Annotated in this window: 28 protein-coding genes and 1 riboswitch; of the genes, 15 read left to right on the forward strand and 13 right to left on the reverse strand. The window is 71.1% G+C overall.

Going from position 1 to position 26,599, the window contains the following annotated elements; translation table 11 throughout:
- Nucleotides 1-163: 163 nt before the first annotated feature.
- Together frr and ACIRS4_RS16910 are read left to right on the forward strand one after the other, a co-directional pair.
- Nucleotides 164-721, forward strand: coding sequence for a ribosome recycling factor (gene frr, locus ACIRS4_RS16905; RefSeq protein ID WP_404195913.1), 558 nt, complete (start codon nt 164-166; stop codon nt 719-721).
- On the forward strand, nt 721-1,974 hold the full coding sequence (locus ACIRS4_RS16910) for a phosphatidate cytidylyltransferase (protein ID WP_404195916.1): 1,254 nt from the start codon (nt 721-723) through the stop codon (nt 1,972-1,974). Before frr ends, ACIRS4_RS16910 begins: the two co-directional genes overlap by 1 nt.
- A gap of 153 nt (nt 1,975-2,127) precedes the next feature.
- On the opposite strand, the gene ACIRS4_RS16915 is transcribed toward ACIRS4_RS16910, so the two are convergent.
- Entirely contained in the window at nt 2,128-2,256 is a 129-nt protein-coding gene (locus ACIRS4_RS16915) for a hypothetical protein (protein ID WP_404195918.1), read from the reverse strand.
- Nucleotides 2,253-2,507, reverse strand: a complete 255-nt coding sequence (locus ACIRS4_RS16920) for a hypothetical protein (protein ID WP_404195921.1) — start codon at nt 2,505-2,507, stop codon at nt 2,253-2,255. Before ACIRS4_RS16920 ends, ACIRS4_RS16915 begins: the two co-directional genes overlap by 4 nt.
- 134 nt (nt 2,508-2,641) lie before the next feature.
- Here ACIRS4_RS16920 and ACIRS4_RS16925 point away from each other — a divergent pair, with 134 nt between their 5' ends.
- Nucleotides 2,642-3,022, forward strand: a complete 381-nt coding sequence (locus ACIRS4_RS16925; protein ID WP_404195924.1) for a hypothetical protein — start codon at nt 2,642-2,644, stop codon at nt 3,020-3,022.
- A gap of 292 nt (nt 3,023-3,314) precedes the next feature.
- On the opposite strand, the gene ACIRS4_RS16930 is transcribed toward ACIRS4_RS16925, so the two are convergent.
- Nucleotides 3,315-4,124, reverse strand: a complete 810-nt coding sequence (locus ACIRS4_RS16930) for a hypothetical protein (protein ID WP_404195927.1) — start codon at nt 4,122-4,124, stop codon at nt 3,315-3,317.
- 358 nt (nt 4,125-4,482) lie between these two features.
- On the opposite strand from ACIRS4_RS16930, the gene rlmN reads away from it, so the two are divergent.
- From rlmN to ACIRS4_RS16950, 4 genes are all read left to right on the forward strand, one after another.
- On the forward strand, nt 4,483-5,589 hold the full coding sequence (gene rlmN / locus ACIRS4_RS16935) for a 23S rRNA (adenine(2503)-C(2))-methyltransferase RlmN (RefSeq protein WP_404195930.1): 1,107 nt from the start codon (nt 4,483-4,485) through the stop codon (nt 5,587-5,589).
- Between the two features lie 27 nt (nt 5,590-5,616).
- Nucleotides 5,617-5,722: riboswitch (TPP riboswitch) on the forward strand.
- A gap of 80 nt (nt 5,723-5,802) precedes the next feature.
- Complete coding sequence (locus ACIRS4_RS16940) at nt 5,803-6,903, forward strand: thiamine ABC transporter substrate binding subunit (RefSeq protein WP_404195933.1); 1,101 nt, start codon at nt 5,803-5,805, stop codon at nt 6,901-6,903.
- A 44-nt stretch (nt 6,904-6,947) separates the two neighbouring features.
- Nucleotides 6,948-8,549, forward strand: coding sequence for an ABC transporter permease (locus tag ACIRS4_RS16945; RefSeq protein WP_404195936.1), 1,602 nt, complete (start codon nt 6,948-6,950; stop codon nt 8,547-8,549).
- Complete coding sequence (locus tag ACIRS4_RS16950; protein WP_404195939.1) at nt 8,549-9,568, forward strand: ABC transporter ATP-binding protein; 1,020 nt, start codon at nt 8,549-8,551, stop codon at nt 9,566-9,568. Before ACIRS4_RS16945 ends, ACIRS4_RS16950 begins: the two co-directional genes overlap by 1 nt.
- A 74-nt stretch (nt 9,569-9,642) precedes the next feature.
- Here the strand turns inward: ACIRS4_RS16950 and ACIRS4_RS16955 are convergent, their stop codons facing one another.
- The 6 genes from ACIRS4_RS16955 to ACIRS4_RS16980 form a co-directional block, all read right to left on the reverse strand.
- Nucleotides 9,643-10,425, reverse strand: a complete 783-nt coding sequence (locus tag ACIRS4_RS16955) for an LAETG motif-containing sortase-dependent surface protein (RefSeq protein WP_404195942.1) — start codon at nt 10,423-10,425, stop codon at nt 9,643-9,645.
- A 304-nt stretch (nt 10,426-10,729) separates the two neighbouring features.
- Nucleotides 10,730-11,149: a VOC family protein gene (locus ACIRS4_RS16960; protein ID WP_404195944.1), complete on the reverse strand. Its 420-nt coding sequence runs from the start codon at nt 11,147-11,149 to the stop codon at nt 10,730-10,732.
- Between the two features lie 169 nt (nt 11,150-11,318).
- The gene (locus tag ACIRS4_RS16965) at nt 11,319-12,818 is read right to left on the reverse strand and encodes a hypothetical protein (protein ID WP_404195947.1); all 1,500 of its coding nucleotides are present in this window, start codon (nt 12,816-12,818) and stop codon (nt 11,319-11,321) included.
- The gene (locus tag ACIRS4_RS16970; protein ID WP_404195950.1) at nt 12,800-13,540 is read right to left on the reverse strand and encodes an ABC transporter ATP-binding protein; all 741 of its coding nucleotides are present in this window, start codon (nt 13,538-13,540) and stop codon (nt 12,800-12,802) included. The genes ACIRS4_RS16965 and ACIRS4_RS16970 overlap by 19 nt, the downstream gene beginning before the upstream one ends.
- Before the next feature lie 201 nt (nt 13,541-13,741).
- Nucleotides 13,742-15,106, reverse strand: coding sequence for an aspartate aminotransferase family protein (locus ACIRS4_RS16975; protein ID WP_404195953.1), 1,365 nt, complete (start codon nt 15,104-15,106; stop codon nt 13,742-13,744).
- Nucleotides 15,107-15,125: 19 nt separating this feature from the next.
- The gene (locus ACIRS4_RS16980; protein ID WP_403814062.1) at nt 15,126-15,641 is read right to left on the reverse strand and encodes an Lrp/AsnC family transcriptional regulator; all 516 of its coding nucleotides are present in this window, start codon (nt 15,639-15,641) and stop codon (nt 15,126-15,128) included.
- Between the two features lie 166 nt (nt 15,642-15,807).
- On the opposite strand from ACIRS4_RS16980, the gene ACIRS4_RS16985 reads away from it, so the two are divergent.
- Entirely contained in the window at nt 15,808-17,247 is a 1,440-nt protein-coding gene (locus ACIRS4_RS16985) for a gamma-aminobutyraldehyde dehydrogenase (protein ID WP_404195957.1), read from the forward strand.
- Nucleotides 17,248-17,368: 121 nt separating this feature from the next.
- Here the strand turns inward: ACIRS4_RS16985 and ACIRS4_RS16990 are convergent, their stop codons facing one another.
- Nucleotides 17,369-18,022 carry a YceI family protein gene (locus ACIRS4_RS16990; protein ID WP_404195959.1) on the reverse strand — a complete coding sequence of 218 codons (654 nt, stop codon included), beginning with the start codon at nt 18,020-18,022 and terminating at the stop codon, nt 17,369-17,371.
- A gap of 219 nt (nt 18,023-18,241) precedes the next feature.
- On the opposite strand from ACIRS4_RS16990, the gene ACIRS4_RS16995 reads away from it, so the two are divergent.
- The 5 genes from ACIRS4_RS16995 (at nt 18,242) to ACIRS4_RS17015 (ending at nt 20,972) form a co-directional block, all read left to right on the forward strand.
- The gene (locus ACIRS4_RS16995; RefSeq protein WP_404195960.1) at nt 18,242-18,592 is read left to right on the forward strand and encodes a sortase-dependent protein; all 351 of its coding nucleotides are present in this window, start codon (nt 18,242-18,244) and stop codon (nt 18,590-18,592) included.
- Entirely contained in the window at nt 18,589-19,320 is a 732-nt protein-coding gene (locus tag ACIRS4_RS17000; protein ID WP_404195963.1) for a class F sortase, read from the forward strand. The genes ACIRS4_RS16995 and ACIRS4_RS17000 overlap by 4 nt, the downstream gene beginning before the upstream one ends.
- Nucleotides 19,317-19,808, forward strand: a complete 492-nt coding sequence (locus ACIRS4_RS17005; RefSeq protein WP_130444748.1) for an RNA polymerase sigma factor — start codon at nt 19,317-19,319, stop codon at nt 19,806-19,808. Before ACIRS4_RS17000 ends, ACIRS4_RS17005 begins: the two co-directional genes overlap by 4 nt.
- Nucleotides 19,792-20,340, forward strand: a complete 549-nt coding sequence (locus ACIRS4_RS17010; protein WP_404195966.1) for a hypothetical protein — start codon at nt 19,792-19,794, stop codon at nt 20,338-20,340. The genes ACIRS4_RS17005 and ACIRS4_RS17010 overlap by 17 nt, the downstream gene beginning before the upstream one ends.
- 110 nt (nt 20,341-20,450) lie before the next feature.
- A complete protein-coding gene (locus tag ACIRS4_RS17015; RefSeq protein WP_404195968.1) occupies nt 20,451-20,972 on the forward strand; it encodes a hypothetical protein in 522 nt (173 codons plus the stop codon).
- 21 nt (nt 20,973-20,993) lie between these two features.
- On the opposite strand, the gene ACIRS4_RS17020 is transcribed toward ACIRS4_RS17015, so the two are convergent.
- Together ACIRS4_RS17020 and ACIRS4_RS17025 are read right to left on the reverse strand one after the other, a co-directional pair.
- Complete coding sequence (locus ACIRS4_RS17020; protein ID WP_404195971.1) at nt 20,994-21,680, reverse strand: glycerophosphodiester phosphodiesterase; 687 nt, start codon at nt 21,678-21,680, stop codon at nt 20,994-20,996.
- 37 nt (nt 21,681-21,717) lie between these two features.
- The gene (locus ACIRS4_RS17025) at nt 21,718-22,896 is read right to left on the reverse strand and encodes an adenosine deaminase (protein WP_404196155.1); all 1,179 of its coding nucleotides are present in this window, start codon (nt 22,894-22,896) and stop codon (nt 21,718-21,720) included.
- A gap of 118 nt (nt 22,897-23,014) precedes the next feature.
- Here ACIRS4_RS17025 and ACIRS4_RS17030 point away from each other — a divergent pair, with 118 nt between their 5' ends.
- Nucleotides 23,015-24,196 carry a DUF4190 domain-containing protein gene (locus tag ACIRS4_RS17030; RefSeq protein WP_404195974.1) on the forward strand — a complete coding sequence of 394 codons (1,182 nt, stop codon included), beginning with the start codon at nt 23,015-23,017 and terminating at the stop codon, nt 24,194-24,196.
- A gap of 75 nt (nt 24,197-24,271) precedes the next feature.
- Here the strand turns inward: ACIRS4_RS17030 and ACIRS4_RS17035 are convergent, their stop codons facing one another.
- Nucleotides 24,272-24,826: an NADAR family protein gene (locus ACIRS4_RS17035; RefSeq protein WP_404195977.1), complete on the reverse strand. Its 555-nt coding sequence runs from the start codon at nt 24,824-24,826 to the stop codon at nt 24,272-24,274.
- A gap of 211 nt (nt 24,827-25,037) precedes the next feature.
- Here ACIRS4_RS17035 and ACIRS4_RS17040 point away from each other — a divergent pair, with 211 nt between their 5' ends.
- Entirely contained in the window at nt 25,038-26,585 is a 1,548-nt protein-coding gene (locus ACIRS4_RS17040) for a gamma-aminobutyraldehyde dehydrogenase (RefSeq protein ID WP_404195980.1), read from the forward strand.
- Nucleotides 26,586-26,599: the final 14 nt, after the last annotated feature.

A 26,599-nucleotide genomic window follows, 5' to 3' on the forward strand; every position in this document is an offset into this window, starting at 1 on the left:
CCGCAGTTCGTACGACAAAGCCTGACCGGGGGACGGACCCTGGTCGGGGGATGGACAATGTCCTGCCGGTCGGGAACCGTGCAGGAAGAAGACGCGACGCAGCCGGCCGCCGCCTCCGCAGGGAACCGCAGCCGGGCCTACTCAAGACACGCAGGAGCAAGTGGTGATCGAAGAGACCCTCCTCGAGGCCGAGGAGAAGATGGAGAAGGCCGTCGTGGTCGCCAAGGAGGACTTCGCCGCGATCCGCACCGGCCGTGCGCACCCGGCGATGTTCAACAAGATCGTGGCCGACTACTACGGCGCGCCGACGCCGATCAACCAGCTGGCTTCGTTCTCCGTGCCGGAGCCGCGCATGGCGGTCGTGACCCCGTTCGACAAGAGCGCGCTGCGCAACATCGAGCAGGCCATCCGCGACAGCGACCTGGGCGTCAACCCGAGCAACGACGGCAACCTCATCCGGGTGGTGTTCCCCGAGCTCACCGAGGAGCGCCGCCGCGACTACATCAAGGTCGCCAAGGGCAAGGGCGAGGACGCCAAGGTGTCCATCCGCTCCGTCCGCCGCAAGGCCAAGGACGCGATCGACAAGCTCGTCAAGGACGGCGAGGTCGGCGAGGACGAGGGCCGCCGTGCGGAGAAGGAGCTCGACGACACCACCGCGAAGTACGTCGCACAGGTGGACGAGCTCCTCAAGCACAAGGAAGCGGAGCTGCTCGAGGTCTGATGAACGACTCTTCCTGGGGCGCTCCGCCGCACGCCGGTTCACAGGCGGGGTACTGGGGGCCCAACGACCAGGGACCTGTCCAGGGGGCCGCCCCGGCGGGTCCCGGCTACGATGCGCCTGAGGCGCAGCAGACTCGCCCCATGCCCATCGTCCCCGACGTACCCGCTCCCGGCGGACACCAGGATGACGACCGGGGGGCCGCTCGTCCGGGCGGTCCCGCGTTCCGGGACGGGACGCCTCACCGCGAGACGCCGCAGGCGTTCCGCGACGAGTCGTTCCAGAACGAATCGTTCCCTCACGAGTCGTTCCGCGACGCGAACCGCCGCGGCGGCGGCCCGTACCGTGACGACACCCCGTCGGTGCAGCCCCCTGCGGCGGCGCCGCAGAATCCGGAGCCCATGCCCGACGCCCCGCAGCCGGCGCCCGCACCGCAGAAGAAGAGCGCGGGCCGTGACCTGGGCGCGGCCATAGGGGTCGGCGTCGGGCTCGGCGCGGTGATCGTCGCGTCGCTGTTCGTCGTCAAGGCTGTGTTCGTCGGTGTCATAGCGATCGCCGTCGTCGTCGGGCTGTGGGAGCTGACCAGCAGGCTTCAGGAGCGCAAGGGGATCAAGGCGCCGCTGGTGCCGCTCGCGCTCGGCGGGGCGGCGATGGTCGTCTCCGGGTACGTCCGGGGCGCCGAGGGCGCGTGGGTGGCCATGGCCCTGACCGCGCTGGCGATCCTCGTCTGGCGGATGACGGAACCGCCGGAGGGCTACCTCAAGGACGTCACGGCCGGTCTCTTCGCGGCGTTCTACGTCCCGTTCCTCGCCACCTTCGTCTCGCTGATGCTGACGGCCGAGGACGGCGCGCAGCGGGTGCTGATGTTCCTGGTGCTGACGGTGGTCAGCGACACCGGCGCGTACGCCGTCGGCTGGCGCTTCGGCAAGCACAAGCTCGCCCCGCGCATCAGCCCCGGCAAGACCCGCGAGGGCCTGCTCGGGGCGGTGGCGTTCGCGATGGTCGCGGGCGCGCTGTGCATGCAGTTCCTGATCGACGGCGGCACGTGGTGGCAGGGCCTGCTGCTGGGCCTCGCGGTCGCGGTGAGCGCCACGCTCGGGGACCTCGGCGAGTCCATGATCAAGCGGGACCTCGGGATCAAGGACATGGGCACGCTCCTGCCCGGTCACGGCGGCATCATGGACCGCCTGGACTCCCTCCTGCCGACGGCCCCGGTGGTCTGGCTCCTCCTGGTGATCTTCGTAGGCGCCACCTGACCGACCCCGCACCCCCTGCCGACGCACGGGCCCCCGTCCTCCCGGACGGGGGCCCGTCGCGCTGTGTACTTAAGCCGAGAACTGATCTCCCGAGGGCATGAAGAGGCCCATTACCAGCGGTTTTGCCGCCAGCAGAGGGCCGTCTCTGGGCCGTCAGGGCTCCCGGGCCGTGCCGAAGACGTCGTCCAGGGCCCGGCGCGCCCGCTCGGTGCTGCTGGGCATCAGGTGGGTGTACACCCGCAGCGTCATCGCCGGATCGGCGTGGCCGAGGTATTCGCTCACGGCCTTGATGCTCTCGCCCGCGTCCAGGGGAAGGCCGAGGCGTACAAGTGGCGAAGGGTGTGCTGCCGGGCGGAGGCGTACGGCTTCCCGGGTTCCGGCGTCGGGATGAGGCCGGCCGCCGCGAGAGCGGGCTTCCAGTCCTGCACGTTGAAGTTGCTTCGCCAGACGATCCCGTCGGCTGTGTTGGTGAAGAGCAGGCCTCGCTCGGTGAGCGGGCCGTCCGGCCTGACCCACGGCAGCTTGATGCCCACGGGCGGGTGACTCTCCAAGTGCTGCCGCAGGGCCGAGGCCAGTGCAGGATCACAACTGATGCTTGACGTTCTGGTCCTCGATGATGTTTGCCGTGGGCCCTAGGGACTGTCCCGTCTCCAGCTACCCTCCGGTCATGGAGCAGGACTACCCTCTGGTCCGCGCCGTCTTGCCGGGGCTCGTCACAGAGCTGATCACTCTCCTGGAAAACGAAGGAGAACGCGAGCTAGCCCTCTGCGCGTGGGATCTTCGTCTGGTTGACGAGTGCGGGTGTGGCGATGACTTTTGCCAGAGCTTCCAGACCGCAGCTCATCCGCGGGGGCAGCCATACGGCCCTGGTCATCGGTGCGTGCCGCTTGCGCCCTCTCGAGGCATGCTGTGCTTGGACGTCGTGGATAGCCGGATCATGTACGTCGAAGTACTCGGTCGGTCACCCATACCGCGCAGCCGTGAGGTCGGCGTCGACATCAGCTGGGACCGAAACAAGCATCTACCGGGACCGGACATCGCTCTGTGATCAGAGCGCGGTAAGACTTTCCCGACTTCGTCAAGAGCCCGCGTACGGCGCGGGCGTCGCGCCGCCTCTGAGGCTGCGGACGGAGGGGTGGAAAGCCCTCGGTGACTGGGGCGGTCGGCTTCACGGCTTTAGGCAGCCACAATGGGGCGAGCCTCTAAGCCCATGACCCAACGTCGGGCTTTACCGAGCAGGTCCACAGACCGCCCGACGCGTCGGAAGCTCACGGGGTCATGATCACTCGCCCCAAAGCAGATCCAGCCCAAAGCCGCTCCGCCGACCTTAGTCCCATCACTTACGGCCTGAATTTCTCAGTCCCAATCACAGGAATTACCCCTTCGCCATCAAGGGTTTTGAGAGTTCCCAGAAGGTTCCCCTGTGCCCAGCTATTCCAAGATTTTGCGATCAAGTTGTAGGAGGCTCGGCGTCCGCCGCTCGTTCCGAGTAGTACGCGATCCCGAAAAAATCGATTTCTGAGCACGAGGCGAGGGTCTTTCGCGTCCATATTGGCGCCAGAGATCAGGCCATTGGCCCAATCTTCGATCTTGTCTGCATGCTCGGTGCGTGCTGCTTGAGCCAGCACGACTAGGTGAGTCGGCTGGTTGATTCCCGAGGCCCGATATGCTGCGGCAGCAATAGGTGCCAGGGTAGTCAGTTCTGGCCAGGCCGCAACGGCTCGGAGGATGTCTGAAGTGGCAGCTTTCGTATCGTAGAAACCGTCGAATAGGGTGACCGGATCCCACATTCTATACATTTGTCCCATGATTCGGGCCGCTGCGGCCACGATTACTCTATGCGGAATCTTGAGGAGCTGTGCTGCTTGTCGACGATGCCCTGAGTCGAGCACGTCAAATGTTTCTGCTTCACAGTTAGGGATGACGAGCATCTCGATCGAAACGCCTGAAATTTTGATGCCCATAAGTCGATGCTGCCCGTCGAGTAGCATTCCATTTTTGTCGAATGCGATTCCCTGATGAGTAGTTCTCCATGCTCCACTCGACATCGCTTTAGCGTACCGCTCGTACACGGTGTCAGAAAGAACTCGATTGTGCTGTGGATTGCAGTGAGTCAACCAGACCTCGGCCATTTCTGGCGTGATGGTCATGTGCTTGGGTCCGATTGGCAGAGCTGGGAGATCGATCATGCTTTGCCTGCAATCCCTTCGTGTAGATATACCGAAGGGATGATCTCATGTCCCTAGGTGCGGATCGGGTGATTGTATGCAATTGCTAGAGTGGAGCTTCTGTCTGGATGAGTTTTTGGTAAATCGCGCAAACGGCGACACTTTTTCGGCTCTTTTATTTCGTTCTTGATCGAAGTTGCACTGTGTAATGACTGAGACTGCTGGGCCGTCTCGGGGCCGTCCGAAGCCGACCAACGCTGACAGTCGGCACCCGAGGGTGACCACCCCCACCCCGCTCTGGCCTGGGGCCCCGGCGATGATCTGCCACACTGGTCGTGTTATGCCTGCACCCGGAGAACTCACATTCGTCGCCCCCCGTGGAGCCAAGAAGCCGCCGCGGCATCTTGCCGATCTCTCGCCCGCCGAGCGGAAGGAGGCGGTGGCGGAGATCGGTGAGAAGCCGTTTCGGGCGAAGCAGCTGTCGCAGCACTACTTCGCGCGGTACGCGCACGAGCCGGCGGAGTGGACCGACATCCCCGCCGGGGCGCGGGAGAAGCTGCGGGAGGCGTTGCTTCCCGAGCTGATGACCGTCGTACGGCATCTGTCGACCGACCAGGGCACGACCCGCAAGACGCTGTGGCGGCTGTTCGACGGGACGCTCGTGGAGTCGGTGCTGATGCGCTACCCCGACCGGGTGACCATGTGCATCAGCTCGCAGGCCGGCTGCGGGATGAACTGCCCGTTCTGCGCGACCGGGCAGGCCGGGCTCGACCGGAACCTGTCCACCGCCGAGATCGTGCACCAGATCGTGGACGGGATGAGGGCGCTGCGCGACGGGGAGGTCCCCGGTGGGCCGGCCCGGCTGTCCAACATCGTCTTCATGGGCATGGGCGAGCCGCTCGCCAACTACAAGCGGGTCGTCGGCTCCATCCGCGCGCTCACCGACCCCACCCCCGACGGGCTCGGGCTGTCGCAGCGCGGGATCACCGTGTCCACCGTCGGGCTGGTGCCGGCCATCCACCGGTTCTCCGACGAGGGCTTCAAGTGCCGCCTCGCCATCTCGCTGCACGCTCCCGACGACGAGCTGCGCGACACCCTCGTCCCCGTGAACACGCGGTGGAAGGTGCGCGAGGTGCTCGACGCCGGGTTCGAGTACGCCGAGAGGTCCGGGCGGCGCCTGTCCATCGAGTACGCGCTGATCCGCGACATCAACGACCAGGCCTGGCGCGGCGACCGGCTCGGCCGGATGCTCAAGGGCCGGCCCGTGCACGTCAACCTCATCCCCCTGAACCCGACGCCCGGGTCCAAGTGGACCGCGTCCCGACCGGAGGACGAGAAGGCGTTCGTCGAGGCGATCGCGGCGCACGGCGTGCCCGTCACCATCCGGGACACCCGGGGCCAGGAGATCGACGGGGCCTGCGGCCAGCTCGCGGCCACCGAGCGGTAGTCTGTTCCCGGACAACTTCATGCCTTCGTATTCCGACAGGGGAGCGCCACAGCGCTGAGAGTGCGGCACCGGCCGCAGACCCTCTGAACCTCGCCCAGGTCATTCTGGGTAGGAAGTTCGGTCATCACTCGAGCTGTTGCGCCCTGCCCGGGCACCCTTGGTGGATCCCGGGCAGGGCCGCGTCTTCTCCTGGTCAACCCCAGGAGGAATCCAGTGCACACCAGGACGTTCGTGGCCGCGGCCGTGGGCCTCGGTCTCGTCACGCTGTCCGCTTGCGGGTCGTCGTCGTCCGGCGACGGCGGATCGGGCGGCGACGCCGGGTCCGGCGGCGGCTCCAAGACCGTCACCCTCGTGAGCCACAGCTCGTGGTCCGTCTCCAAGAACGTGCTCGCCGACTTCGAGAAGCGGTCCGGCTACAAGGTGCGCGTCCTGGAGGACGGCGACGCCGGGCAGGCCGTCAACAAGGCGATCCTCACCAAGGACAACCCGCAGGGCGACGTCTTCTTCGGCGTCGACAACACCCTGCTCTCCCGCGCCCTCGACAACGATCTGTTCCAGTCGTACGAGGCCAAGGGCCTCGACCAGGTGGGCGCCGAGTACCGGCTCGACGCGGACAAGCACCGGGTCACCCCCGTCGACCACGGCGACATCTGCGTCAACTACGACAAGAAGTACTTCGCCGACCACGACCTGGCCCCGCCCGCCTCCCTCGACGACCTGGTCAAGCCCGCCTACAAGAACCTCCTGGTCACCGAGAACGTCTCCACCTCCTCGCCCGGCCTCGGCTTCCTGCTGGGCACCGCCGCGCGGTACGGCGACGGCGGCTGGGAGGGCTACTGGAAGAAGCTCCGGGCCAACGGCGTGAAGGTCGTCGACGGCTGGGAGCAGGCCTACAACGAGGAGTTCTCCGGTTCGGCCGGCGGCAGGAAGGCCGGCGCCGACCGGCCGCTCGTCGTCTCCTACGCCTCCTCGCCGCCCGCCGAGGTGATCTACGCCCAGCCGAAGCCCGCCGACGCCCCGACCGGCGTCGCGGCCGGCACCTGCTTCCGGCAGGTCGAGTTCGCGGGGCTGCTGAGCAACGCGAAGAACAGCGCGGGCGGCAAGGCGCTGATCGACTTCCTGCTGTCGAAGGAGTTCCAGCAGGACATGCCGCTCAACATGTTCGTCTACCCGGTGGTCAAGGGCGCCGCCGTGCCGGCCGAGTTCACGAAGTACGGGCCCGCCGCGAAGGACCCCGAGACCATGGACCCGGCGAAGATCGCCGAGAACCGCGACCAGTGGGTCAAGTCGTGGACCTCGCTCGTACTGAAGTAGCCCCGGCCAGGAGGCGCTCGCAGAACGCGGCGCGGCTCGGGCTCATGGCCCTGCCCGTCGCGTTCTTCGGGGTCTTCTTCGCCTGGCCCGTGGCCGCGATCGTCGCGCGCGGGCTCGACGTCGACGGCGCATGGCGCTTCGGCCGTCTCCTCGACGTGCTCGGGCAGTCCGACATCCGGCACGTCCTGTGGTTCACCCTTTGGCAGGCGCTCGCCTCCACCGCGCTGACCCTGCTCGTGGCGCTGCCGGGGGCGTACGTCTTCGCCCGCTTCTCCTTCCCGGGCAAGGAGGTACTGCGGGCCGTCGTCACCGTCCCGTTCGTGCTGCCGACGGTCGTCGTCGGCACGGCGTTCCTGGCGCTCGTCGGGAGGGGCGGGCTGCTCGACGAGTTGTGGGGCGTACGGCTGGACACCACGGTGTGGGCGATCCTGCTCGCCCATGTCTTCTTCAACTACGCGGTCGTCGTACGGACCGTGGGCGGACTGTGGGCACAGCTCGACCCCCGTCAGGAGGAGGCCGCGCGTCTGCTCGGCGCCTCCCGGCTGCGGGCCTGGCGCACGGTCACCCTGCCCGCCCTCGGGCCCGCCGTGGCCGCCGCCACGTTGATGGTCTTCCTGTTCACCTTCACCTCCTTCGGCGTGGTCCAGATCCTCGGCGGCCCCGCGTTCTCCACGCTGGAGGTGGAGATCTACCGGCAGACCTCGGAGATCTTCGACCTGTCCACGGCCGCCGTCCTGACCATCGTGCAGTTCCTGGCCGTCGGCGCGATCCTCGCCGTGCACGCCTGGACGGTGCGCCGGCGGGAGAGCGCGCTGCGGCTGGTGGACGCGAAGCTGACGGCGCGGCGGCCCCGTGGGGCCGGGCAGTGGGCACTGCTCGGCGGGGTGCTGACGAGCGTCGCCGTGCTGCTGGTGCTGCCGCTCGCCGTGCTGGTGCAGCGGTCGCTGGACGCGCCGGACTTCGCCTACTACCGGGCGCTGACCCGTGACGACGGCAACGTCTTCCTGGTCCCGCCGATCGAGGCGGTCGGCAACTCGCTGGAGTACGCCGCCGCCGCGACCGCCGTCGCGGTGCTCATCGGTGCTCTGGCCGCGGCGGCGCTCACCCGGCGGGACGCCGGACGCCTCGTCCGCGGCTTCGACGCGCTGCTGATGCTGCCGCTGGGCGTCTCGGCGGTGACCGTCGGCTTCGGTTTCCTCATCGCGCTCGACGAGCCCCCGCTCGACCTGCGCGGCACATGGATGCTGGTGCCGCTCGCGCAGGCGCTGGTCGGCGTGCCGTTCGTCGTGCGGACCATGCTGCCGGTGCTGCGGGCGGTGGACGTACGGCTGCGGGAGGCGGCGGCCGTGCTGGGGGCCTCGCCGTGGCGGGTGTGGCGGGAGGTCGATCTGCCGCTGGTGCGGCGGGCGTTGCTGGTCGCCGCCGGGTTCGCCTTCGCGGTGTCGCTCGGGGAGTTCGGGGCGACGGTGTTCATCGCCCGGCCCGACAACCCGACGCTGCCGGTCGCCGTGGCCCGGCTGCTGGGCCGCGCCGGGGAGCTCAACTACGGCCAGGCGATGGCACTTTCGACGATTCTGATGCTGGTGTGCGCGGTGGCCCTGCTGGTGCTGGAGCGGCTGCGCACCGACCGGACCGGGGAGTTCTGATGCTGCTGCGGCTCGAAGGCGCGACCGTGCGGTTCGGGGGGCGGGCCGTGCTCGACGACGTCGATCTCGGCGTCGCCGAACACGAGGTGGTGTGCGTGCTCGGGCCGAGCGGCAGCGGCAAGTCCACGCTGCTGCGGGCGGTGGCCGGGCTCCAGCCGCTCGATGCGGGGCGGGTGTTGCTCGACGAGCGGGACCAGGTGAAAGTGCCCGCGCACAAGCGGGAGTTGGGCCTGATGTTCCAGGATCATCAGCTGTTCCCGCAGCGGGACGTGGGCGGCAACGTGGCCTTCGGGCTGCGGATGCACGGCCACACCAGGCATGAACAGGGCGAGCGAGTGCGGGAGTTGCTGGACCTGGTCGGTCTCCCGGGCGCCGCCCGCCGGGCCGTCGCCGCGCTCTCGGGCGGGGAGCAGCAGCGGGTGGCGCTGGCCCGTGCGCTCGCTCCCCGCCCCCGGTTGCTGATGCTGGACGAGCCGCTGGGCCAGCTCGACCGTTCGCTGCGGGAACGGCTGGTCGTCGAACTGCGCGAGCTGTTCGGCCGGTTGGGCACCACCGTGCTCGCGGTCACGCACGATCAGGGTGAGGCGTTCGCGCTGGCCGATCGGGTGGTGGTGATGCGAGACGGGCGGGTCGCGCAGTCCGGCACGCCCCTGGAGGTGTGGCAGCGGCCGGCGGACGCCTTCGTGGCGCGCTTCCTGGGTTTCGACAACGTGGTCGAGGCGAACATCGCCGGCGATGTCGCGGACACGCCGTGGGGCAAGACGCCGGTGCCGTCCGGTTCCCCGCAGGGGCCCCGCACGCTCCTGGTCCGCCCGGCCGGGGTGCTCCTGGCCGACGCGGACGACGGTCTGCCCTGCACGGTCACGGCCCGCACCTTCAAGGGCACCCATGTCACGCTCCACCTCCAGCCGGCCGACGGCCCCCGTCTGGAAGCGGCGTGCCCGCTGCGCCTGGCCCCGGAGGTCGGCGCCGCGGTGGGCGTGAGCTTCGACCCGGAGGAGACCGTCGTCCTCGACTGAGCGGCGGCGAGCCGGATCCGGCCGACATGCCTGTGGCCCGTCCCCACCAGGGGGACGGGCCACAGGTCTTCAGATCAGTGGTTGTCGGCGCCTCGGCGGCGCATGCCGTAGAAGACGGCTCCTCCGCCGAGGGCGAGGAGGGCGGCCGCGATGCCGACGATCGCGCCGGTGGGGGCGCCGGAGCCGGTTTCGGCGAGGTTGGATTCGCCGAGGCCGGGGGACGGGGCGTTGCTGGACGCCGGACCCGATCCGGTGTCGGCAGGCGCGCTGCTGTCGTCCGCCGAGGCCGACGCCGACGCCGACGCCGACGGGGACGGCGTGCCGGGCGTGGCGGCGCCGGACGCCGTGCCGGACGGGGTCGACGACGGCGTCGTGGCCGGGGCGCTGGGCGTGCCGGACGCGGTCGGCTTCCCGGGCTTGGCGGGCGTGTCGGGCTTGTTGGGGTTGTCGCTCTTGCAGCCCTTGGCCGGGGTGGTGAGGTTGGGCTCGATGTCGGCGTTCAGGTCGGCGTCGACGGCCGTGATGTGGACCCGGTACTCGGCGCCCGGCTCCCACTCCTCAGCGAAGACGACGGTGGTGCCCTTGGCCGAGCCGATGACCGTCTGCGGTTCGCCGACCTGGCGGAGGTCGGCGTTGTTGTTCTGCAGGAAGACCGTGACGACGGCCGGGATCGCCGTCTTGTCCTTGTCGGTGACGGTGATGACGCCCTTCGTGCCGTCACAGGCGGCGGACGCGGAGAAGTCCGCTATGTCGCCGGCCAGCGCGGAACCCGAGGCGCCGAGGACGAAGGCGGCCGACGCGGCGGTGACACCGAGCATGCGCACCGAACGAGCGGCGGTACGGCGGGATGGGGGCACGTTTGTCCTTACGTGATGCACAACTGCGGGGGGTGGAGGGGCTGGTGACGCCCCCGTTGCTGTCGCTGCAGCGACCCCTGGGGACTCACTGGTCTATAAGCGTTCCATAAGATCTGTCAACGCGGGAAGGGTTCACGCCCACCGGCTTTGCCCGCTCATTAACCGCCGCGAGGTTTCAACGCCTTCGGCGCCCGCTCGAACTCGGACTCGAACTCGTCCAGGAAATCGATCTGATGGCCGCGTGAGCCGCCCAACGGCTGGGCGGGTGCGAGGAGTCGCACCCGCCCGTGCCGCCCGCTCGTGCTCAGTCCTGGATGGCGGCCGGGTCCATCCAGACGACCTCCCAGGTGTGGCCGTCGAGGTCGTCGAAGGAACGGCCGTACATGAAACCGTGGTCCTGGGTGGACCCGCTGGGGGTGCCGCCCGACGACAGGGCGCGGTCGACGAGTTCGTCGACCTTCTCGCGGCTCTCGGCGCTCAGCGCGACGAGGACCTCGCTGGTCTTCGTGGCGTCCGCGATCTCCTTCTCGGTGAAGGTCGCGTAGAACGGCTTGGTGAGCAGCATCGCCATGATGTTTTCGCTGATCACGACGGAGGCGGCCTTGTCGTCGCTGAACTGGGGGTTGATGGAGTAGCCCAGGTCCGTGAAGAACTTCTTCGAGGCGTCGAGGTCGTTCACGGGCAGGTTGACGAAGATCATCTGCTGGTATGCGCGGGCGGTCATCGGGGCTCTCCCATCGGTCGTTCCTGGCTTGGTCCGACGGCTCGGCGCGGGGGCCGGGCCGTGCGGTGCGGTCCTGCGGTGAGCGCGTGCGGCTCGGTGCGTCCGGTGGGTAGACCGGGGGTCCGTTCGGAACTCATCGGTGGACCGGGGAGGTGTTCCACACGTTTTCTCAGATGGTCAGGGGGAGCGCCGCGAGCGCGGACACCATCAGGGTGAGCGGGACGAACAGGACGGCGAGGGCGCCGGCGCGGAAGACGGCGGCGGTGCGCAGCGCGGTGCTCGGGGCGCCGAGGCGGAGCAGGGCCGCCGTGGTGTCGGCGCGGGCCTGACGGGCCTCCACGGCGGCCGTCAGAAGCGTGGCGAGGGCGCAGCCGCCGACCAGGACGGCGCCCAGGGTGGCCAGCGGGCCGCCGAAGGCCAGGTCCGCCGGGGTGGGGGAGGCGGCGGTGGTGGACGCGTGGAGCGCGGACATCGAGTAGGCGCCGGAGGCGACGGCGCACAGGACGCCCAGGGGGCGGCCGATGCGGGACGCCTCCTGCATCAGGCCTCTACCGGCCAGCAGCCGCAGGGCGCCGGGGCGGGCGGCCTGGAGCAGCCGGCCGCAGAGATGGGTGAGGCCGGGGCCGGCCAGGGCGAGGCCCACGACGGTGAGGGCCCAGCCTGCGAGGACCGCGGCGGGGCTGGTGGGGCCGCCTGGCAGGGGCAGGGGGGCGGCGGTGGTGGTGCGGGCGGCGTAGGACTCGACGGCCAGGCCGGTGGCCAGGAGGGCCGCGCCCCAGGGGAGGCTGGTGGGGTCGGGGGCGGCGGGGGAGGGGAGGTCGTCCGGGGCGTCGGCGTCGGAGTCCGCTGTCGGGGGTGCGGCGTCGGCGGGGGCCGGGGGGAGGCCGTGCGCGCCGGTGTCCGCACGCCGTCGCTCCAGCACGAGCGGGGGGATGCCGGTGGACGGGTGGTCGTCGGCCGGCGCGTGCCGGGTGCCGCCCGCGCCCGCCCCTCCCTCCCCGGCACGACCGACCGCGGGCTCGGCGGTTTCCGGCTCGCCGGCTTCCGCGAGGTGGCGGGTGGTGCCCGCGTCCAGGAGCGCCGCGAGGGCGCCGCCGGACGCGCGGTCCGTGGCGGTGCCGGTGCCGTCCTCGGCTCCGGCGAAAGTCGTGCCGGCCGGGTCGCGCGGGCGCAGGGACAGCGCCGTCGCCGTGGAGGCCGTGACGGGGAGGAGGGCGAGCAGGGTGAGGGTCGCCGGGAGGGGGAGCGGGGTGCCCGCCGCGAGGGAGGGGGCCGCGGCGCCGTCGAAGGGGAGGCCGGTGAGGTCGCCGCGGAGGTGGAGGAAGACCAGCAGGGCGAGGAGGGAGCCGACGGCGGTGGCGAGGGCGGTCGTGGTGGCCGAGATCGCCATCAGACGGGCGGGGCCCAGGCCGATCGCGGCCAGCCCCGGGCGGGACCGGGTGCCGGGGTCGGTGCGGGCCACCGCCAGGGCGAGCTGGACCGTGGCGGCGAACGGGACCGCGCACCAGGCGAGCCGGAGCGCGGAGACCCCCGGAGTGTCCGGGTGGGACAGCGCGTGGCCCAGGGCGCACAGGAGGAGGAAGCCGGTGCCCGCCGAGGCCGCCGTCACCATCAGACGGCGGAGCTGGACGGCGGGGTGGGCGCTGCGGGTCAGGCGGAGAGCGAGCACGCGGCCCGGCCTTCCGTCTCGGCGACGGGCGGGAGGTGGAGCGTCTTCACCCGCCGCCCGTCCAGCAGGGACACCGTGCGGTCGGCGAGGGCGGCGGTCTCCGCCTCGTGGGTGGCCAGGACGACGGTGATGCCGTGCGAACGGGCCGCCGTGGTGAGCGTGCGCAGCACATGGGCGCGGTCGGCGCGGTGCAGGGGTGCGGTGGGCTCGTCGGCGAAGAGGATCGACGGGGCGGGGGCGAGGGCGCGGGTGATGCACACGCGCTGGCGTTCCGCCTGGGTCAGCTCGTGCGGGCGGCAGCGCGCCCGGTCGCCGACGTCGAGGCGCTCCAGCCACTCCAGGGCGGCGGCCTTGGCGCGCCGGCGACTGGTGCCGCGCAGCATCAGCGGGAGGGCCGCGTTCTCCCAGACGTTGAGCTCCGGGACGAGCGCCGGGACCGGGTCGATCCAGCCGAAGCGGTCACGGCGCAGCCGCTCCCGGGCCGCGGGCCCCATGGTGTGCACGGGCACGCTGTTGAACCAGACCTCGCCGCGCTGGACGGGCGCGAGGCCCGACAGGCAGTGCAGCAGGGCCGTCTTGCCGCTGCCGCGCGGGCCGGCGACGGCGAGGATCTCGCCCTCCCGCACGCCCAGTGAGACACCGCCGAGCGCCGGTGAGCCGTCAGGGTGCGTGAAGTGCAGTGAGCGTGCCCAGAGCACGTCGTTGTCCGGCGGGGCCTCCATGGGCGTACACCTCGGTTCAGGTCCGTGATTGCGTGCCGCGTTCCGTGCCGTTCCCCCGTCCGGGTGAACGAAGGGAGGGCCGATCGGTCACGAGCACGCTAAGGACGTCATGGCGGGCATCCGCACAGCACACGGCCCCGGGCTGCCGTTCTCACTCGAACGGCGGGCACCGGGGCCGGTGTTGATCACCTCAGCGGAAGATCACAGCTTCGTCCACGCCTCCGTCAGGGTCGCGCGCAGGATCTGCTCGATCTCGTCGAACGTCTGCTGGTCGGAGATCAGCGGCGGGGCGAGCTGCACGACCGGGTCGCCGCGGTCGTCGGCGCGGCAGTACAGGCCGTTGTCGAAGAGGGCCTTGGACAGGAAGCCGTACAGGACGCGCTCGGTCTCCTCGGCGTCGAAGGACTCCTTGGTCGCCTTGTCCTTGACGAGTTCGATGCCGTAGAAGAAGCCGTTGCCGCGGACGTCGCCGACGATCGGCAGGTCGTGCAGCTTCTGCAGGGTCGACAGGAAGGCGCCCTCGTTGTCCAGGACGTGCCGGGTGAGGTTCTCGCGTTCGAACAGGTCGAGGTTGGCGAGGCCCACGGCCGCCGAGACGGGGTGGCCGCCGAAGGTGTAGCCGTGCAGGAAGGTGTTGTCGCCCTTGTAGAACGGCTCGGCCAGGCGGTCGGAGATGATGCACGCCCCTATGGGGGAGTAGCCGGAGGTCATGCCCTTGGCGCAGGTGATCATGTCCGGGACGTAGTCGAACTTGTCGCAGGCGAACATGGTGCCCAGCCGGCCGAAGGCGCAGATGACCTCGTCGGAGACGAGCAGCACGTCGTGCCGGTCGCAGATCTCGCGGACGCGCTGGAAGTAGCCGGGCGGCGGCGGGAAGCAGCCGCCGGCGTTCTGCACCGGCTCCAGGAAGACCGCGGCGACCGTGTCCGGGCCCTCGAAGAGGATCTGCTGCTCGATCTGGTCGGCGGCCCAGCGGCCGAACGCCTCGGGGTCGTCGCCGAAGATCGGCGCGCGGTAGATGTTGGTGTTCGGCACCTTGTGCGCGCCCGGCACCAGCGGCTCGAAGGGGGCCTTCAGACCCGGCAGGCCCGTGATGGACAGGGCTCCCTGCGGGGTGCCGTGGTAGGCGACGGCGCGGGAGATGACCTTGTACTTGGTGGGCTTGCCGACCAGCTTGAAGTACTGCTTGGCGAGCTTCCAGGCGGTCTCCACCGCCTCGCCGCCGCCGGTGGTGAAGAAGACCTTGTTCAGGTCGCCCGGGGCGTGGTGGGCGAGGCGCTCCGCCAGCTCCACGGCCTTGGGGTGGGCGTAGGACCAGACCGGGAAGAACGCCAGCTCCTGCGCCTGCTTGAACGCGGTCTCCGCCAGTTCCGTGCGGCCGTGACCGGCCTGGACCACGAACAGGCCCGCGAGACCGTCGAGGTAGCGCTTGCCCTTGTCGTCGTAGATGTAGGTGCCCTCGCCCCGGACGATGGTGGGGACGGGGGAGTTCTCGTACGACGACATGCGGGTGAAGTGCATCCACAGGTGGTCGTACGCGCTGCGACTGAGGTCCTTGGTGCTCACGGTTATCGGGTCCTCACGGTTATCGGGTTCCCCACATGTAGGTCTGCTTCTTGAGCTTCAGATAGACGAAGCTCTCGGTGGAGCGCACGCCGGGCAGCGCCCGCATGCGTTTGTTGATGACGTCCAGCAGGTGGTCGTCGTCCTCGCAGACGATCTCGGCGAGGATGTCGAACGAGCCCGCGGTCATCACCACGTACTCGACCTCGGCCATGTCGCTCAGCGCCTCCGCGATCTCCTCCACGTCTCCCTCGACGTTGACGCCGACCATCGCCTGCCGGCGGAAGCCCACGGTGAGCGGGTCCGTGACGGCGACGATCTGCATCACGCCCTGGTCGAGCAGCTTCTGGACGCGCTGGCGCACGGCCGCCTCCGACAGGCCGACGGCCTTGCCGATCGCGGCGTACGGCCGGCGGCCGTCCTCCTGGAGCTGTTCGATGATGGCGAGGCTGACGGCGTCCAGGTGGGGGGTGCCGTTCTTGGACTCGCGGGAGTCCCTCTGCTCTGCGCTTCGACTGGCCACGGGCTCACTGTGCACGACCTCTCGTCGGTTTCGCAAGGTCGCGGCGATGAAATTCGTTGTTTACAAAGGTGAGACCTACGGATTTCGCAGCTCTGGCAGGAGCGGGGGTGTTGAAAACGTCGGAGCACGGACTAGGGTGGGTGTCTCAGCCATTGGACACACGCGAACTGGAGGGCCGGCAGTGAGCACCGAGCTGCGTCGTCTGCGCAACTACATCCACGGTGAGTTCCGGGATGCCGCCGACGGACGGACCACCGAGGTGGTCAACCCCGCGACCGGGGAGGCGTACGCGACCGCGCCGCTGTCCGGGCAGGCGGACGTGGACGCCGCCATGCAGGCCGCCGAGGCGGCGTTCCCCGGCTGGCGGGACACCACCCCGGCCGAGCGCCAGAAGGCCCTGCTGAAGATCGCGGACGCGTTCGAGGAGCGCGCCGAGGACCTGATCGCCGCCGAGGTGGAGAACACGGGCAAGCCCGTCGGGCTGACCCGCACCGAGGAGATCCCGCCGATGGTGGACCAGATCCGCTTCTTCGCGGGCGCGGCCCGGATGCTGGAGGGCCGCAGCGCCGGCGAGTACATGGAGGGCCTGACCTCGATCGTGCGCCGGGAGCCGGTCGGCGTCTGCGCGCAGGTCGCCCCCTGGAACTACCCGATGATGATGGCGGTGTGGAAGTTCGCCCCGGCGATCGCGGCGGGCAACACCGTCGTGCTGAAGCCGTCGGACACCACCCCCGCGTCCACGGTCCTGATCGCCGAGATCATCGGCGGCATCCTCCCCAAGGGCGTCTTCAACGTCATCACCGGCGACCGTGACACCGGCCGTCTGATGGTCGAGCACCCGGTCCCGGCGATGGCCTCCATCACCGGTTCCGTGCGCGCGGGCATGTCCGTCGCCGAGTCGGCGTCCAAGGACCTCAAGCGGGTCCACCTGGAACTGGGCGGCAAGGCCCCGGTCGTGGTCTTCGACGACACCGACATCCCCAAGGCCGTCGAGGACATCTCGGTCGCGGGCTTCTTCAACGCCGGCCAGGACTGCACGGCGGCCACCCGCGTCCTCGTGCAGGAGGCCATCCACGACGAGTTCGTGGCCGCGCTCGCCAAGGCCGCCGCCGAGACGAAGACGGGGCAGCCGGACGACGAGGACGTCCTCTTCGGCCCGCTGAACAACCCCAACCAGCTCAAGCAGGTCTCCGGCTTCATCGAGCGCCTCCCCGCCCACGCCAAGGTCGAGGCGGGCGGCCACCAGGTCGGCGAGAAGGGCTACTTCTACGCCCCGACCGTCGTCTCGGGACTGAGGCAGGACGACGAGATCGTCCAGAACGAGGTCTTCGGCCCCGTCATCACCGTCCAGTCCTTCAACGACGAGGACCAGGCGGTGGAGTGGGCCAACGGCGTCGAGTACGCGCTCGCGTCCTCGGTGTGGACCAGGGACCACGGCCGCGCGATGCGGATGAGCAAGAAGCTCGACTTCGGCTGTGTGTGGATCAACACCCACATCCCGCTGGTCGCCGAGATGCCCCACGGCGGCTTCAAGAAGTCCGGGTACGGCAAGGACCTTTCGGGCTACGGCTTCGACGACTACACGCGGATCAAGCACGTGATGACCTCGCTGGACGTGTGAGTCCTTCCAGCGGCGGGGTGTTCGCCGCCCTCGCGGACCGGTCCTGCGACGGCCGGTCCGCGAGAACGCGTCTGCGCTCAGGTGTCCGCCCGGGCGGCGGCCCGGGCCGCGACGGACGTGCTCAGCCGGCGGAGCCGTTGCGGATCGCGGCGATGTCGAACTGGAGGCGCACCTTCTCGCTCACCATGGCGCCGCCCTCCGCGAGTCTCGCGTTGTACGTCAGGCCCCAGTCGGAGCGGTTGATGGTGGTCGTGCCGTCGAAGCCGACCCGCTCGTAGCCGAACGGGTCGGTGACCCGGCCGATGTAGGTGAGCTCCAGGTCGACGGGGCGGGTGACGCTCTTGATGGTGAGGTCGCCGCTCATCCGGTACACCTCGTTGTCGATGAGCCGGACCGTCTTGCTGATGAAGCGCATACGGGGATAGGTCGCGGCGTCCAGGAAGTCGCGGCCGACGAGATGGGCGTCGCGCTGCTCCACCCCCGTATCGACCGAGGCCGTGGAGAGGACGATCTCCGCCCGCGAGCGGGACGGATCGCGCCCGTCGAACCAGAGCCGGCTCTGGTATTCCGTGAAGGCCCCGCGCACGGTCGTCACCATGGCGTGGCGCACGGAGAAACCGAGACGGCTGTGAGCCGGGTCGATCATCCACTCCCCGGTCAGCGCAGCCAGAGCGGGATCCCTGGAGGAGGCGAACGCCGCGTCGTCGTCGGGGAGTTGGGAGGATGTGGGGGAAGCCGGGCGGCGCAAGGACGCAGCACGGGTGAACAAGTTCATGCTTCACGTACTTACGGGACCCCGGAAACGCCCGCAAGCCTCCTTCAACATCCGCGCACACGGTCGTCACCGATCCCCCCAACATCGGCCCGGATCCCACACTTTGCCATCCCTTTACAACCCGCTCGGGCGCCGCCTCGTCTCTCCGCTCGATCCGTCACACAGCCCGTGGAGTTCGCCCGGGTGCCGTGTGCGCGGACCGACGAAGGAGAGCGATTCATGCGTTTCACCTACCGCACCGGTCTCGGCGCCCTGGCCGTCGCGGGCGCCGCACTGCTGGCGACCGCCGTGCCCGCGTCCGCCGACGGGACGGGCCCGACGACTGTTCCCACCGCGCCCGTCGCCGACGCCAGCGCCGTGCCCACGCCCGCACCGGAGCCCACCACCGACTCCTCCCACCGGGGCCAGGTCGGCGTCGTCCCGAGGGGTGCGGCCGACACCGGCGAGGTCGCGACCTCGCAGGACTCCACCGGCGAGGCCGGTGTGATCGGCGCGGGCGTCGCCGCCGTGTTCCTCGCGGGCGGCGCGGGCATGTACTTCGTACGTCGTCAGCGGACCACCGGGGCATGAGCCCGTACTCCAGGCGCGCCTTCCTCGCCGCGGCCGGGGCGGTGCTGCTCACCGGCTGCGGCGGGGCCGGCACGGCCGAACGGCCGCCCGCGGACCTGCGATCCGACGCCTCGTCAGGAGCGGGCCCGCAGAACGCGGGCCGCGCCGGTGCCGCCGCGACGGCCCGGCCGCTCGCGCGGTCGACGCCGGTCGGGCTGCGGATCCCGGCCATCGGGGTCGACACCCCGCTCATGGCGCTGGGGCTGACCCCCGACGGCAGCGTCGAGGTGCCCCCGATCGAGGCGGACGACCGGGCGGGCTGGTACCGCCATTCGCCGACGCCGGGTCAGACCGGCCCGTCGGTGATCCTCGGCCATGTCACCGTCGGCGCGTTCGGGAACGGCGTCTTCCGCCGCCTCGACCGGCTGCGCGGCGGCGACCGGATCGAGGCGCGCCTGGAGAACGGCACGACGGCCGAGTTCACCGTCACCGCCGTCCGCACGGTCGCCAAAGCCGACTTCCCGACGCAGGAGGTCTACGGCGACGTGGACCGGCCCGAGTTGCGCCTCATCACGTGCGGCGGACCGCGCGACGGCCAGGAGTACCGCGACAACGTGATCGTCTTCGCGGCGCTGGTCCCGGCGCGGACGGCGCAGGGCTCGGCGGCGGACCCGGCGCGCGGCTCGGCGGTGTCGGGCTCCACGACCGGCTCGACGGCGGTCTCGTCAGGAGAACCAGGAGCACGGTGAAACGATCCCGCGAGAAGGAGGCGGCCGAGCTGTTCGCCGCCCTCTACCCCCGCCTCGCCGGCTGGTGCCGCCGTCTCGTCGACGACGACGGGACGGCGCACGAGATGGCCTCGGAGGCGTTCACCCGGCTCTGGGCCCGCTGGACGGCGGTGGCGGAACCGCAGGGCTTCCTCTACGTCACCGCGGCCAACCTGGTCCGCGACCACTGGCGCAAGGTCGAACGGGAACGCCGGGCCGTACGCCGGGTCACCGCCGAGGCCGCGGTCAGCGCTTCGGTCGAACCGGCGGACCCCTCGGTGCGGATGCTCGTGCAGTCCCTGCCGGACCGGCTGCGCGTGCCGATCCTGCTGCACTACTACGCTGACATGCCCATCAGTGAGGTGTCCGCGCTGACCGGGCGCAAGGAAGGAACCGTCAAGGCCGACCTCCACGCGGCCCGAGAACTGCTCCGCGCCCACCTGAGGAGAAGCCTTGATCACACCCGCTGACGACTTCGACGACGGCCCGCACGGCGCCGGTGACGACCCTCTCGCCGTCATCATGCGGCCCGCCGCCGCTCATCTCGCCCCGCCGCCCGGCCGATACGAGGACATCCGCCGGGGCGCGGCCCGCCGCCGGCTGCTGCGCGCGGCGGCCGGGGTCGGCGTGACCTGCGCCCTCGCGGCCGCCGTCGTGCTGCCTCTGCGCCTTTCGGCGTCCGAGGCCCCCGCGCAGCCCGCTGTGCCGCTCGCCCCGCCACCCGTGAGCAGCCCCGTCACCGGCACACCCGCACCGCCCGCGAGAACCGTCCCGTCCGCGAGTCCCACCCCGTCCGGGGCGTCCACGACCGGGTCGGGACCTACCGAGGGGGCCCCGACCCCCAGCCCCGATCGCCGCACCGCCACCGGGGCGCCGGCCCCCGACTCGACCCGTCTGTCTCCGTCTGCGGAGGGATCCCGGGCGACGATCGCCCCGTCGGCCGAGCCGAGCACGGCGGCGGACGGGCGAGTGACGAGGGGAGCGAGCGGCGGACGCGGCTGAGCGGCGACGTGCGGTGCGGGTGAACGCGGGGGAACGCGGGGGAACGCGGGGGAACGCTGGGGAACGCGGACAACTTTTGAACATGTTCAACTCGGGCGTATGCTGCGCTCATGAGCGACAGAGCCGCCCTGTTGAAGGGCATCCGCGCCTGGCTTGTCTTCTTCGTCGTGTGCCTGGTGCTCAGCGGTGCCACGGCCTTCCCGCTGGTGCACGAACTGCGCTGGACCGAGGAGCTGTTGAGGTCCCTGTCCGTGCCGGAGCACCTGCCCGCTCTCATGGACTGGATCGAACGCGTCCGGCAGGGGCTCGACGCCGTCGACGCCGACCATCCCTTCGTCCTCTACGGCACCGACTGGCTGGCCTTCGCGCACCTGGTCATCGCGGTCGCGTTCTACGGCCCCTACCGCGACCCCGTTCGCAATGTGTGGGTCGTCGAGTTCGGCATGATCGCCTGCGTCGGCGTCATCCCGCTCGCCCTGGTCTGCGGGCCGATCCGGGGTATCCCCTTCTGGTGGAGCGTGCTCGACATGGCGTTCGGCGTGCTGGGAGTGATCCCGCTGTACGTCGTGCGCGAGAGGATCAAGCGGCTGGCGGCCCTCACCCCGAACGCCTGGGCCGCGGCGGCCGCCTGAGCACGGTGGCGTCGGCGCCCGTCAGCCGTCCTTGCGCAGGGCGCACAGCACGTCGACGCGGTTCGTCGTGATGGAGTCGACGCCCAGGTCCAGCAGCCGGCGCATCGAGCGTCGGGTGTCCGGGGTCCACACCGACAGCAGCTGCCCGTCCCGGCGCACACGGTCGGCGAGGTCGCGGTCGACCAGGGAGAAGCGGTAGTTGAGCCAGCGCGGCGCTATCGCCGCCAGCACCGAGGGGCGGACGGGGGCGCGGCTGGTGTGGGTCAGGGCGATCTCGGCCGACGGGTCGGCGGCGCGCACCGCGAGCATCGCGGCGGCGTCGGCGCAGTAGTAGACGCGGTCGGCCGCGCCCGCCTCGCGGACGGCGTCCACGATCCGGCGCGCCGACCGTGCGTCCCTCGTCCCCGGCAGGTCCAGCATCACCCGGACGCCCTCGGTCGCGGCCAGTGCCTCCGTCAGGGTCGGCACCCCGCCCGCCGTCAGACCGCGCACCTCCGCTGCCGACAGCGACCGCAGCGGCCGCTCGTGCCGCCACAGCCGCTTCAGCGTCTCGTCGTGCAGGAGAACGGGCACGCCGTCCCTGGTGAGCCGTACGTCGATCTCCACGGCGTCCGCGCCCCGGTCGAGCGCGGAACGCAGTGAGTCGAGCGTGTTCTCACGGAAGCGGTACGGGTCGCCGCGATGGGCCACGGCAGTCACGGTCTGCATGGCCCCCATTGTGGTGGGGCGGCGGCGCGGGCCGTTCTCAGGGGGCGGACCACCCCGCGGTGTAGGCGTCGATCTCGGCGGCGAGGCGGGCCTTGCCGGGGCCGTCCAGGAACGACGCCTCGACGGCGTTCTTCGCCAGCTCGGCCAGGCCCCGCTCGTCCAGGTCGAGGAGGCGGGCGGCGACCGCGTACTCGGCGTTGAGGTCGGTGCCGAACATGGGCGGGTCGTCGGAGTTGACCGTGACCAGGACGCCGGCCTCGACGAACCGCCTGATCGGGTGCTCGTCGAGGGTGCGGACCGCGCGGGTGGCGATGTTGGAGGTGGGGCAGACCTCCAGGGCGATCCGGTGCTCGGCGAGGTGGGCGAGGAGCTTCTCGTCCCGCGCGGAGCTGGTGCCGTGCCCGATGCGCTCGGCGCGCAGGTGGGTGAGGGCGTCCCAGACGGTCTGAGGGCCGGTCGTCTCGCCCGCGTGCGGCACCGAGTGCAGGCCGGCGGCGATCGCCCGGTCGAAGTACGGCTTGAACTGCGGGCGCGGCACGCCGATCTCCGGTCCGCCGAGCCCGAAGGAGACCAGGCCCTCGGGGCGCACCCGGTCGTCCGTGGCGAGCCGGGTGGTCTCCTCGGCCGCCTCCAGACGGGCCTCGCCGGGGATGTCGAAGCACCAGCGCAGCACGGTCCCGAACTCGGCCTCGGCGGCCTTGCGGGCGTCCTCGATCGCGTCCATGAAGGCGACTTCGTCGATGCCGCGGCGGGTGGAGGAGAAGGGGGTGATGGTCAGCTCGGCGTACCGCACCTGCTGACGGGCCAGGTCCCGGGCCACCTCGTAGGTCAGCAGCCGGACGTCCTCCGGGGTGCGGATGAGGTCGACGACGGAGAGGTACACCTCGATGAAGTGCGCGAAGTCCGTGAAGGTGAAGTAGTCGACCAGCGCCTCGGGGTCGGTGGGCACCTTGGAGTCGGGGTGGCGAGCGGCCAGCTCGGAGACGATCCGCGGGGAGGCGGAGCCGACGTGGTGGACGTGCAGTTCGGCCTTCGGCAGCCCCGCGATGAAGGCGTGGACGCCGGCGCTGGGGTCGGCGGGGGTGAGGGGTCCGGCGGGGACGTCGCGGCTGTCGGTCAAGGGGTCCTCCCCAGGAGCGGCGCTCCGAGCGGCCCGGGGGCTCGGCGGGAGCGCGGTGATCGGCTGATCGGTGGGTCGGGGCCATCGTAGGCGCAGGTGCGGCGGGCCGGGACGGGGGTGGGGTGGGTGGCGGGGGCGGGCCTCGGACCGCCCCCCTCGCCGCCTATCTCGGGCCTTAGCATTGCGGAACGCACGACAAAGGGGGGTCCCGCGTATGTCCGACGACGCACCGACGCCGGCAGGGCAGGGGGAGGCCGCAGCTTCGCGGCCTGACGCTGCCGACGACGCCGTCCACAGTCCATGGGCCGCGCCCGGCTCCGTACCGGAGGGGGCGGAGGGGCCGCAGTACGCGCTCGCCGAGGAGCCGTCCGACGGGCACACCGGCCCGCAGGACGCGGAGCCCACGCCCAGGGTGCCGCTGACCAAGCCGGACGGGGGAGCCCTGACAGCGGCGGACGGCGACGCGCGGCCCGTGGCGGACGCGAAGCCCGTGACCGAGGGCAGTTCGTCCGCTTCTTCCGCCGCTCCGTCGTCAGGGCCCTGGCCCGAACCCGCCGTGGGTTCCGAACGCGGCACCGACACCACCGTCGTCTTCCCCGAGGAGCCGGTCTCGTCCCCCGAGGCGCCGGCCGCGCCCTCACCGCACACCGTTCCGCAGGCGGAGGACCGGCGGGCGGAAGAATCCCCGGCGGAGGAACCGCAGCCCTTCGCTCCCCGGGACCAAGTCCCCCCGTCCGTCCACCAGCAGCCGACGGTCGCCTCGCTGCCCGGCGCCGAGGGGAACCCCGCGCAGGCAGGCCCGCCGCCCTGGGCCGACCCCTTCGGCCCGCCCGCGTACCGGCCCGTGCCGACGCACGCGCCGACGTCCACCCCGCCCGCGAGCGCGCTCTTCGCCGCGTTTCCGCCGCCCGACCCCGCCACCCTGGCCGGGGGGCCGCCGCCGGGGATCGACCCCTTCGCACCTCCGGCCGGCGGCGCCGTTCCGCCGCCGCCGATCGCGCCGGGCGGGCCCGGGCCGATGCCGTACGGCTACCCCGGCGGCTACGGCCACCAGGGCGCGCCGGCCGGGTACGGTCACCACGGTTCCCCGGCCGGGTACGGCGGCGGCCTGCCGGCCTACTACGGCTGGAACGGGATGCGGCCGCCGAGCAATGGGATGGGCCTCGCCGCGATGGTCCTGGGCATCGTGGCCGCCGTGGGGATCTGCCTGTGGCCGGCACCCCTCCTCATCGGCCCCCTCGCTGTCGTCTTCGGGCTGATCGGACGCTCGAAGGCCAAGCGGGGCGAGGCGAACAACGCAGGTCAGGCCCTCGCCGGCATCATCTGCGGGCTCACCGGATTCGTCCTGGCGGCCGTGGTGCTCGTCCTGTTCATCGTCGGGCAGGTCCGCCCCTGAGGAAGGGCCGCAGGGGAGCCGAAGCGACTCAGGGCGATCCCGCCGGCTCCCCCTGCGGCGCGCGTCAGACAGGCCCTAGGAGCGCAGGCGCTCCCGCGCCTCCATCAGCGCGAACCCCAGCAGGTTCGGGCCCTTCCACCGCTGTGGGTCCCACGCGCCCTCGTCCCGGGCCGAGAGGCCGATGCCCCAGACCCGGTCCACGGGGCTCGCCTCGACCAGCACCCGGTCACCCGTGTTCAGCAGGAACCGCCGCAACTCGGGACGGGCGGCGAACTTGTGGACGCTGCCCTCGACCACGATCCGCAGCCGCTCCCGCTCCCAGGTCGCCTCGTCGAAGCCTTTCACCAGCCGCCCCGCCTTCTTCGCCTCGGCGGGGTGCACGGCGGCCAGCGCACGCCGCTCGGCCTCGGCGTCGCCGAACAGCCGCGCCTTGCCGGCCATCATCCAGTGCTCGGCGGTCGCGTAGGCGACGCCGTCCACCTCGAACGGGGACGGCCACCACTGGCTCAGACAGCTCGCGCCCACCCGGCCGTCGGGCTGCGGCCGGTGCCCCCAGAAGTGCAGGTACCTGACCCTCGCCCCCGAACGGACCGCCCTGACCAGGGCGTCCCGAGAATCGATCCTCTCCATGCACGCCACCTTGCCACGCGCCACTGACACTTCGTCCGCCCTTTTTCGCACCCGCTCGACACCTGGTCGACAGATTCCGTCGCGTAATCAAAAGGCAACAACGGAATCACTTGTTGAGTGGCCATCGCTCTGCCAGGATCGGCAGTCAAATCGAGCTGGAGCTACGCCACCGGCCCCCGCGTAAAGTGGGGCGAAGGCGGAGGAGAGCGACATGCAGAAACCGGGCACCGCCACCCCGGACCGATCCGACCGGTTCCCCGCACGGGACCGCTTCGCGCAGGGCGCCCAGCACATCGCGGGCCGCCTGAGGCACGGCACGTCCGGCCGCACGCACACCGTGGTCGACCCGGCCACCGGCGACGAGGTCCTCACCTATGAACTCGCCGGCGCGGCCGACGTGGACGCGGCCGTCGCGGCCGCCCGCGCCGCCTTCCCCGGCTGGGCCGGCGCCACGCCCGGCGAGCGCTCGGACGCCCTGCACCGCCTCGCCGCCGTCCTCGCCGACCGGGCCGAGGACTTCGCCCGTGCAGAGTCCCTCCAGTGCGGCAAGCCGCTGAAGCTCACCCGGGAGTTCGACGTCCCGGGCACCATCGACAACACGGCCTTCTTCGCGGGCGCCGCCCGGCACCTCCAGGGGCAGTCGGCCGGGGAGTACTCCGGGGACCACACCTCGTACGTGCGGCGCGAGCCGATCGGCGTCGTCGGCTCGATCGCGCCCTGGAACTACCCGCTCCAGATGGCCGCGTGGAAGATCCTCCCGGCGATCGCCGCGGGCAACACCGTCGTGCTCAAGCCCGCCGAGCTCACCCCGCTCACCTCGCTCCTCTTCGCCGAGGCCGCGACGCTCGCCGGCATCCCCGACGGCGTCGTCAACATCGTGACCGGCGCCGGCAGAGAGGCGGGCGAACACCTCGTCGGCCACCCCGACGTGGCCATGACGTCCTTCACCGGCTCCACCGCCGTCGGCAAGCGCGTCGCCGAGATCGCCACCGCCACCGTCAAACGCCTCCACCTCGAGCTCGGCGGCAAGGCGCCCTTCGTCGTCTTCGACGACGCCGACCCGGAGGCCGCGGCCCACGGCGCCGTGGCGGGGGCCCTGATCAACACCGGCCAGGACTGCACGGCCGCCACGCGCGCGTATGTGCAGCGGCCCCTCTACGAGGCGTTCGTCGAGCGGACCGCCGCCCTGATGGAGACCGTCCGGCTCGGCGACCCGTTCGCCCCCGGAACCGACCTCGGCCCGCTGATCTCGCACGCCCAGCGCGACCGCGTCGCCGCCTTCGTCGACCGGGCCCGCGCCTACGCGCGCGTGGTGACCGGCGGCGAGGCCCCGGAGGGGGAGCTCAAGGCCGGCGCGTACTACCCGCCCACCCTGATAGCGGACGCCGCCCAGGACAGCGAGGTCGTGCAGTCCGAGATCTTCGGGCCGGTCCTGGTCGTCCTGCCCTTCGACGCCGACGACGAGGGCATCCGGCTGGCCAACGACACCCCGTACGGGCTCGCCGCCTCCGCGTGGAGCCGGGACGTCTACCGGGCGAACCGGGCGACACGCGAGATCCAGGCCGGCTGCGTCTGGATCAACGACCACATCCCGATCATCAGTGAGATGCCGCACGGCGGACACAAGGCGTCCGGCTTCGGCAAGGACATGTCCGCCTACTCGTTCGAGGAGTACACCCAGCTCAAGCACGTCATGTTCGACAACACCGCGGTGGCCCGCAAGGACTGGCACCGCACCGTCTTCGGGGACCGGCCGTAGCCCGCTTCGGGCTG

This window comes from Streptomyces sp. NPDC101166 (assembly GCF_044768125.1).
Taxonomy (GTDB): Bacteria; Actinomycetota; Actinomycetes; order Streptomycetales; family Streptomycetaceae; genus Streptomyces.